Origin of the sequence: Actinomadura sp. BRA 177 (assembly GCF_013372625.1) — a bacterium.
Taxonomy (GTDB): domain Bacteria; phylum Actinomycetota; class Actinomycetes; order Streptosporangiales; family Streptosporangiaceae; genus Spirillospora.
In genome coordinates this window covers 1-7136 of sequence record NZ_JABXFD010000204.1, presented here as the reverse complement: position 1 = coordinate 7136, position 7136 = coordinate 1, and the positions used below count along the sequence as shown (strand labels likewise).

At 73.4% G+C, this 7136-nt stretch carries 6 protein-coding genes and 1 pseudogene; 2 read left to right on the top strand and 5 right to left on the bottom strand.

Going from position 1 to position 7136, the window contains the following annotated elements; all coding sequences use genetic code 11:
- A pseudogene (locus tag HUX53_RS07325) lies at positions 1 to 361 on the top strand (RNB domain-containing ribonuclease); the annotation flags it as partial.
- A gap of 4 nt (positions 362 to 365) precedes the next feature.
- Here HUX53_RS07325 and HUX53_RS07320 read toward each other — a convergent pair.
- The 5 genes from HUX53_RS07320 to nirB form a co-directional block, all read right to left on the bottom strand.
- Entirely contained in the window at positions 366 to 551 is a 186-nt protein-coding gene (locus HUX53_RS07320) for a hypothetical protein (RefSeq protein WP_176402403.1), read from the bottom strand.
- A 118-nt stretch (positions 552 to 669) separates the two neighbouring features.
- Positions 670 to 963 (bottom strand): DUF2470 domain-containing protein, encoded by a 294-nt coding sequence (locus HUX53_RS07315; protein ID WP_176402402.1) that lies wholly within the window; start codon positions 961 to 963, stop codon positions 670 to 672.
- A gap of 26 nt (positions 964 to 989) precedes the next feature.
- The gene (locus tag HUX53_RS07310; protein ID WP_176402401.1) at positions 990 to 1847 is read right to left on the bottom strand and encodes an amidohydrolase family protein; all 858 of its coding nucleotides are present in this window, start codon (positions 1845 to 1847) and stop codon (positions 990 to 992) included.
- Positions 1848 to 1893: 46 nt separating this feature from the next.
- Positions 1894 to 3348, bottom strand: coding sequence for an FAD-dependent oxidoreductase (locus HUX53_RS07305; RefSeq protein WP_176402400.1), 1455 nt, complete (start codon positions 3346 to 3348; stop codon positions 1894 to 1896).
- Entirely contained in the window at positions 3345 to 5858 is a 2514-nt protein-coding gene (gene nirB / locus HUX53_RS07300) for a nitrite reductase large subunit NirB (protein ID WP_176402399.1), read from the bottom strand. Before nirB ends, HUX53_RS07305 begins: the two co-directional genes overlap by 4 nt.
- 215 nt (positions 5859 to 6073) lie before the next feature.
- On the opposite strand from nirB, the gene HUX53_RS07295 reads away from it, so the two are divergent.
- Positions 6074 to 7069 carry a DUF3068 domain-containing protein gene (locus HUX53_RS07295; RefSeq protein WP_176402398.1) on the top strand — a complete coding sequence of 332 codons (996 nt, stop codon included), beginning with the start codon at positions 6074 to 6076 and terminating at the stop codon, positions 7067 to 7069.
- The last annotated feature ends 67 nt before the right edge of the window (positions 7070 to 7136 follow it).

Sequence of the window (7136 nt, the reverse complement as noted above, 5' to 3'; positions counted from 1 at the left end):
GTACGCGACGGAGGTGTGCCTGGCCCTGGCGGCGGGGCGGCCGGTGCCGGGGTGGGCGCGGGAGGCGCTGCCGGGGCTGCCCGAGACGATGCAGCGGGCGCTGCGCCGCGCCGCCGACGTCGACCACGCCTGCGTCGACCTCGTCGAGGCGCTGCTGCTGCGCGACCACGTCGGGGACGTCTTCGACGCGGTGGTGGTGGACGTCAACGGCGACCGCACCGGCGGGCGCGTCCAGCTGGTGGCGCCGCCGGTGTTCGGCCGCTGCGAGGGCGCGGACCTGCAGCTCGGCGAGCAGGTCAAGGTGCGGCTGGAGGAGGCGGACCCGGCGCGGCGCCGGGTCCGGTTCTCCCGTACGGAGTGATCGGTCAGCGCCGCCGGCTGTAGCGGCGGGGCCGCCAGTTCGTGGACGTTCCCACGCCGGCGAAGTGCAGCGCGATGAGCAGCAGGCCGAGGACGGTCAGCGTCCCGTTGTTGATGGCGTCCGAGGACACGTCGGCCAGGTCGAAGAGCAGGGCTAGCGCGAAGACGATCGCGGCGACGATCGCGAGCATGTCGGCCTCCGGTTGGGGGTCGGGGACCCGTGTCGCGGGCCCCTCGGCTGCCTACCGGATCTCCGCACGCCCGCGAGGCAAACCGCACCCCCTTTTCCGGCCCGTCCGAAATCCGGGATCAGCCGCTGAGCGCTGAGCGGGCTTCCTCCGTCATCCGGACGACCTCGTGCCGCACCTGCGGACGTTCGGTGAGCCGCGCGGAGAACGGGATGCGGACGGGGTGCTCGGTGCCGCCGTCGCTGACGGCGAACTCGATCCCGTCGGCGTCCAGCCCGGTCATCCGGGCGGCGGTCGCGCCGGGCCGGCCGCCGAGCGCCCGGCAGATGGTGAGGCAGTCGGCGGCGTGGTCGTCGTTCATGTGCCGCATGATCTGCCGCACGACGTCCTCGGTGAACGGGCCGGTGTCGGTCATGGGAACGGTCCTTTCCTGCGGATGTGTCAAAGGGACAGGCCCTTGTAGACGCGGAGGGCGTTGCCGCCGAGGACGAGGGAGAGCGTCTCCTCGTCCAGTCCGAGACCGGCGACGGCGCGGGCGTTGCGGGCGACGCCGGGGACGCCGGGCCAGTCGGTGCCGAAGATGAACTTGCGGGCGAGGCGGCGCAGGTCGTGCCGGGCGTAGTACTCGGGGAGCCGGCGCGGCGGCAGCCCGGACAGCTCGATCCACACCTCCTCGCGGGACAGCGCGAGGAACGCGGCGGCGTCGTACCACCAGCCGCGCCCGCCGTGCGCGAGGACGAAGGTCAGGCCGGGGAACAGCCGCAGGACGTCGTCGATCGGCGTCGGGTCGGCGTACCTGTTCGCCGAGCCGGGGAACGAGCTGGTGCCGCAGTGCACGACGACGGGCACGCCCGCGTCGCGGCACACCTGGTAGGCGGGGTACAGCTCGGGGTCGGCGACGCTGAACCCGCCGTGCACGGGGTGCAGTTTCAGGGCGGCGGCGCCGAACTCCAGCTGCCGCGCGACCTCGGCGCCGATCGGGTAGTGCAGGTGCGGGTTGACGTTGGCGATCGGCCGGAACCGGCGCGGGTTGTGCTCGATGAGCGGCTGGAGGTCCTCGATGGGCTGCGTGCCGGTCGTCTTCGGGCTGTACTCGCACAGCAGCAGGGCGATGTCGACGCCCTCGTCCTCGAAGTAGGCGTCGACCCGCTCGGGGACGAGGGTCCCGCCGGCGTCGTAGAGGTCCTGCCAGGGGTGCGACGCGCCGAACTCCTCCGCCCACCGCCGCCATGCCGGGGGCAGGGTCGGCAGCCGGGCGGTGTGCACGTGCGCGTCGATCAGCGGCCGTCCGTCGAGCATGGGGCGGAGCCTACCCACCGCCCCCGGCCGGCCCGGGCGGCAGGGTTCAGGCGACGTCGGCGGAGTCCTGGCCGTCCAGCCAGGCGAGGATGCCCTCGACGGTGTCGCGGCAGCCGCCGCAGCCGGTGCCGGCGCGGGTCGCGCGGGCGACGCCGTCGGCGGTGCGGGCGCCGGCCTGCCAGCAGGCGCGGATCTCCCTCTTGCTGACGTTGTTGCACTGGCAGACGGTGGCGGCGTCCGGCATCCGCAGCGGCGACTCGGCCTCGGCGGCCCCGCCGACGCCGGGGAACAGCAGGCCGAGGCGCTCGGCGGGCAGCGGCCCGGCGTGGTCGTAGAGCCGGGTGAGGGTCCCGGCGGCGGAGGTCTCGCCGAGCAGGATCGCGCCGATCAGCCGCCCGTCCCGGATGACCGCCTTCTTGTAGGTGCCGCGCGCGGCGTCGGTGAACCGGACGACCTCCACGTCCTCGTCGTCGTCGCCGAAGTGGGTCTCCCCCATCGAGGCGAGCTCGATCCCGGCGGCCTTGAGGCGGGTGATCTGGCGGGCGCCGGTGAAGCGGGCGGCGGGGTCGGTGCCGGCGAGCAGCCCGGCGAGCACGCCGGCCTGCTCCCAGGCGGGCGCGACCAGCCCGTACACCTCGTCGCGGTGCTCGGCGCACTCGCCGATGGCGCGGACGGACGGGTCGGTGACCGACCGCAGCTCGTCGTCGACGATCACGGCGCGGCCGATCGCCAGGCCCGCGTCCCGCGCCAGCGTCACCTCGGGGCGCACGCCGCAGGACAGGATGACGAGGTCGGTGCCGATGACCTCCGTCCCGCCGCCCGGCAGGGCCAGTTCGACGCCGGTGACGGCGCCGCCGGCGGTGCGCAGCCCGGCGACGTCGGCCTGCAGGCGCGTGCCGATGCCGAGCGCGGCGAGGGTACGGGCCAGGACCTTCCCGGCGGCGGGGTCGAGCTGGCGTTCCATGAGGTGCCCGGCCAGGTGCAGGACGGTGACGTCCAGGCCGCGGCCCGCCAGCCCCCGCGCGGCCTCGATGCCGAGGAGCCCGCCGCCGACCACGACGGCGCGGCGCGCGGACGCGGCCAGCTCGGTGATGCGGCGGCAGTCGTCCAGGGTGCGGAACACCAGGGCGCCCTCAGGGAGGCCGTCGCGCAGGCCCGGCATCGGCGGGATGAACGCGGTGCTGCCGGTCGCGAGGACGAGCGTCCCGTACGGCGTCACCGTCCCGTCGGAGGCGTGCACGGTCCTGGCGGCGCGGTCGACGCGGGTGACCTCGACGCCGAGGCGGGCGTCCACGCCGTGGGAGGCGTACCAGGCGGCGTCGACCAGGCTGATGTGGTCGGGCCGCGTCACCCCGGCGAGAACGTTCGACAGCAGCACCCGGTTGTAGGGCCGCTGGGTCTCGGCGCCGAACACCGTGACGGGGGTGGCGGTGTCGCGGGCGCGCAGCTCGCTGACGAAGCGCGACCCGGCCATGCCGTTCCCCACGACGACCACGCTCATCGCTTCACCTCCAGCGGGAGCGGCTTGATCTGGTCGCGCTCGACCTCGAACCCGATGCTCGGGTCGGGGGTGCGCGGGGCGTTGACGAAGGAGACGAACCGGCGGAGCCGCTCGGGGTCGTCGAGGGTGTCGCGCCATTCGTCGGAGTAGGCCGCGACGTGGCGTTCCATGGCGGCGTCGAGGTCGGCGCAGATGCCGAGCCGGTCGTCCACGATCACCTCGCGCAGGTAGTCCAGGCCGCCGTCGAGGGACTCCAGCCAGGTCGCGGTGCGCTGCAGCCGGTCGGCGGTGCGGATGTAGAACATCAGGAACCGGTCGATGCAGCGGATCAGCTCACCGTCGGTGAGGTCGGTGGCGAACAGGTCGGCGTGCCGGGGCCGCATGCCGCCGTTCCCCGCGAGGTAGAGGTTCCAGCCGTTCTCGGTGGCGATGACGCCGAAGTCCTTGCTCTGCGCCTCGGCGCACTCGCGGGCGCAGCCGGACACGGCCGACTTCAGCTTGTGCGGGGCGCGCAGCCCCCGGTACCGCAGCTCCAGGCGGATCGCCATGGCGGCCGAGTCCTGGACGCCGTAGCGGCACCAGGTGGACCCGACGCACGACTTCACCGTCCGCAGCGCCTTGCCGTAGGCGTGGCCGGACTCGAACCCGGCGTCGACGAGCCGCCGCCAGATGTCGGGGAGCTGCTCGACGCGGGCGCCGAACAGGTCGATCCGCTGCCCGCCGGTGATCTTGGTGTAGAGGCCGAAGTCGCGGGCGACCTCGCCGATGACGATGAGCTTGTCCGGGGTGATCTCGCCGCCGGGGACGCGCGGCACGACCGAATAGGTGCCGTTCTTCTGCAGGTTGGCGAGGAAGTGGTCGTTGGTGTCCTGCAGCGCGGCCTGCTCGCCCGCCAGGATGTGGCCGTTGCCGAGGCTGGCCAGGATGGACGCGACGGCGGGCCGGCAGATGTCGCAGCCGCGGCCCGTCCCGTGCTCCTCGACGAGCCGGGTGAAGCTGGCGACCTCCCCGGCCCGGACGATGTCGAACAGCTCGGCGCGGCTGTAGTCGAAGTGCTCGCAGATGGCCTTGCCGACCTCGATCCCGGCGGCGGTCAGCTCGGCGTCCAGGATGCGCTTCACCAGCGGGACGCAGCTTCCGCAGCTGGTCCCGGCCCGCGTGCAGTCCTTCACGCCGGGCACGTCGGTGAGCGAGTGCTCGGAGATCGCGCAGCGGATGCCCTCGGCGGTGACGTTGTTGCAGGAGCAGATGACGGTCGCGCCGGGCAGGTCGCCACCCGCCGCCTCCACTCCCCCGAACAGCATCTGCTCGGGTGCGCCCGGCAGGCTCCGCCCGACGTGGGCGCGCAGCGTCCCGTAGGACTCGGCGTCGCCGACGAGGACGCCGCCGAGGAGGGTCTGCGCGTCGTCGCTGACGACGAGCCTCTTGTAGACGCCGGCGACGGGGTCGGTGTAGGTGACGCCGAGCGCGCCCCGGTCCGGGCCGGCGAACGGGTCGCCGAAGCTGGCGACGTCGACGCCCATGAGCTTGAGCTTGGTCGACATGTCGGCGCCCTCGAAAACGGCGGTGCTCTCGTCCGACAGGAGCCGGTCGGCGACGACCTCGGCCATGGCGAAGCACGGCCCGACAAGCCCGTAGACTGTGCCGCCATTTGGGCCGCCTACCAATGCGCATTCGCCGATCGCCCAGATGGCGGGGTCCTCGGTGCGGCACGCCCCGTCCACCACGATGCCGCCGCGCTCCCCCACCGGCAGGCCGCAGCCGCGCGCCAGCTCGTCGCGCGGGCGAATGCCGGCGGAGAACACCACGACCTCGGCGTCGATGGCCGTCCCCTCGTCCAGCAGGACGCGCCGGACGGCCCCGTCGTCTCCGGCCTCCAGAGCGCGCATCGGGGCGCCCGCGTGCACGGCCATGCCGAGGCCCTCGATGTGGCGGCGCAGCATCGCGCCGCCGCCCTCGTCCAGCTGGCGCGGCATCAGCCACGGCGCGACCTCGACGACGCCGCTGCGCAGCCCGAGGCCCTGCAGGGCGCGGGCCGCCTCCAGGCCGAGCAGCCCGCCGCCGACGACGGCGCCGGTCGCCCGGCCGCGCGCGTACTCGCGGATCGCGTCCAGGTCGTCGATGGTGCGGTAGGTGAACACGCCCGGCAGGTCCGCGCCCTCGACCGGCGGCACGAACGGTGCCGACCCGGTGGCCAGGACGAGCGCGTCGTAGGGGACGGTCCCGCCCTTCGAGGTGGTGATCGTCCGGGCGGCGCGGTCGATCCCGGTGACGCGCTCGCCGGTGCGGACGGCGACCTCGCCGCCGTGCGCGGGGTAGGCGAGGCCGGCGCCCTCCAGGTGGGTCGTCAGCGCCACCCGGTCGTAGGCGGTCCGAGGTTCCTCCCCGATGACGGTGATGGTCCAGGTCCCGGCGGCGTCTCGCGCGCGCAGCGCCTCCACGAGGCGGTGCGCGGCCGGTCCGTGCCCGGCCACGGCCAGCCGCCGGCCGGTTCTGCTGTCGGCTCCCATGAACCCCGATGCTGCGCGGCCCGTATTTCCCGGATGGATCACCCGCGTCACCCGCGCGTTAACTGGTCCTCACTCCGGTGGGCGTCCGCACACTCTTCGCAGCTTCCGGTCCGGATTCATTTCTTTTGGGACTGTGATGTAGGACACTCACAAGACGATCAAAGGCGAAAGATCACGTTTGGTCGCGACTCCGACCACGGGGCCGGGAGGCGGTAGTGCGACGGTTCATCGGTGCGTCCCTCATCGGGCTCGGCGCGTTCCTGCTCGCCGCGGGCCTGCTCGTCCGCTTCTACGTCGCCCCCGCGCTGATCGGCGCGCCGACGGACGTGTACCAGGTCACCCGGCTGCGGGCCGACGACGCCTCCTACTTCGACGCGTCGAAGGCGACGCCGCGCACGGGCGCGACGATCGTGGCGACCAACACCGTCCGGGGCGATTCCGGCTCCAGCGATGGCAGCATCGCCGTGTGGGACACCACGACGGTCGTCCAGGACGTGGGTCGCGGCACCACGATCGAGCTGCAGAAGCAGCGGTACGCCTTCGACCGCCGCACCGGTGAGCTGACGAACTGCTGCGGCGCGGCGATCGGCGGCGACGAGAGCGTCCGCCAGTCGGGCATCGGGCTGTTCTGGCCGGTGGAGGCCCGGAAGAAGGACCTGGAGCTGTTCGACTCCTCGACCCGGCGCGCCTGGCCGGTGGCCTTCGACGGCGAGGAGCGCGTCAACGGCGTGCTCACCTACCGCTTCGTCGAGCGCGTCCCGGAGACGAAGGTCGCCGGCGAGCTGCCGGACGTCCCGCCCGAGCTGCTCGGGCTCCCGAAGGGCGGCGCGGCCGTCCCCGTGGACCGCTACTACCAGGCCGAGGCAACGTACTGGGTGGACCCGAGGACGGGCGCGCCGATCGACCAGCAGCAGCGGGTGCTGTCGACGCTGCGTCCCAAGGAGGGGCCGGGCCGGCTCGTCGTCGCGGACTTCACCCTGAAGATGACGCCCGAGTCGCAACGGGCGCTGCTCGCCCGGTCCAGCGACGGCGCCGGGAAGATCCACCTGCTGAAGACCGTCGTCCCGCTCTGCTGCGCCGGCGCCGGCGTGCTGCTCATCGCGGCGGGGCTGCTGCTCGCCGCCCGCCGCGGGCCCGTCCCTTCGGCACCTCTGACGCTGCCGACGCAGAGGCGAGTTCAGCCCCCCGCGCTCTCCCTGTCACTCACCTAAAAAGCGGCGCTCACCACCAATACGGATCCACCGACACCACGAAAAAAACATAGCAACACACACAACC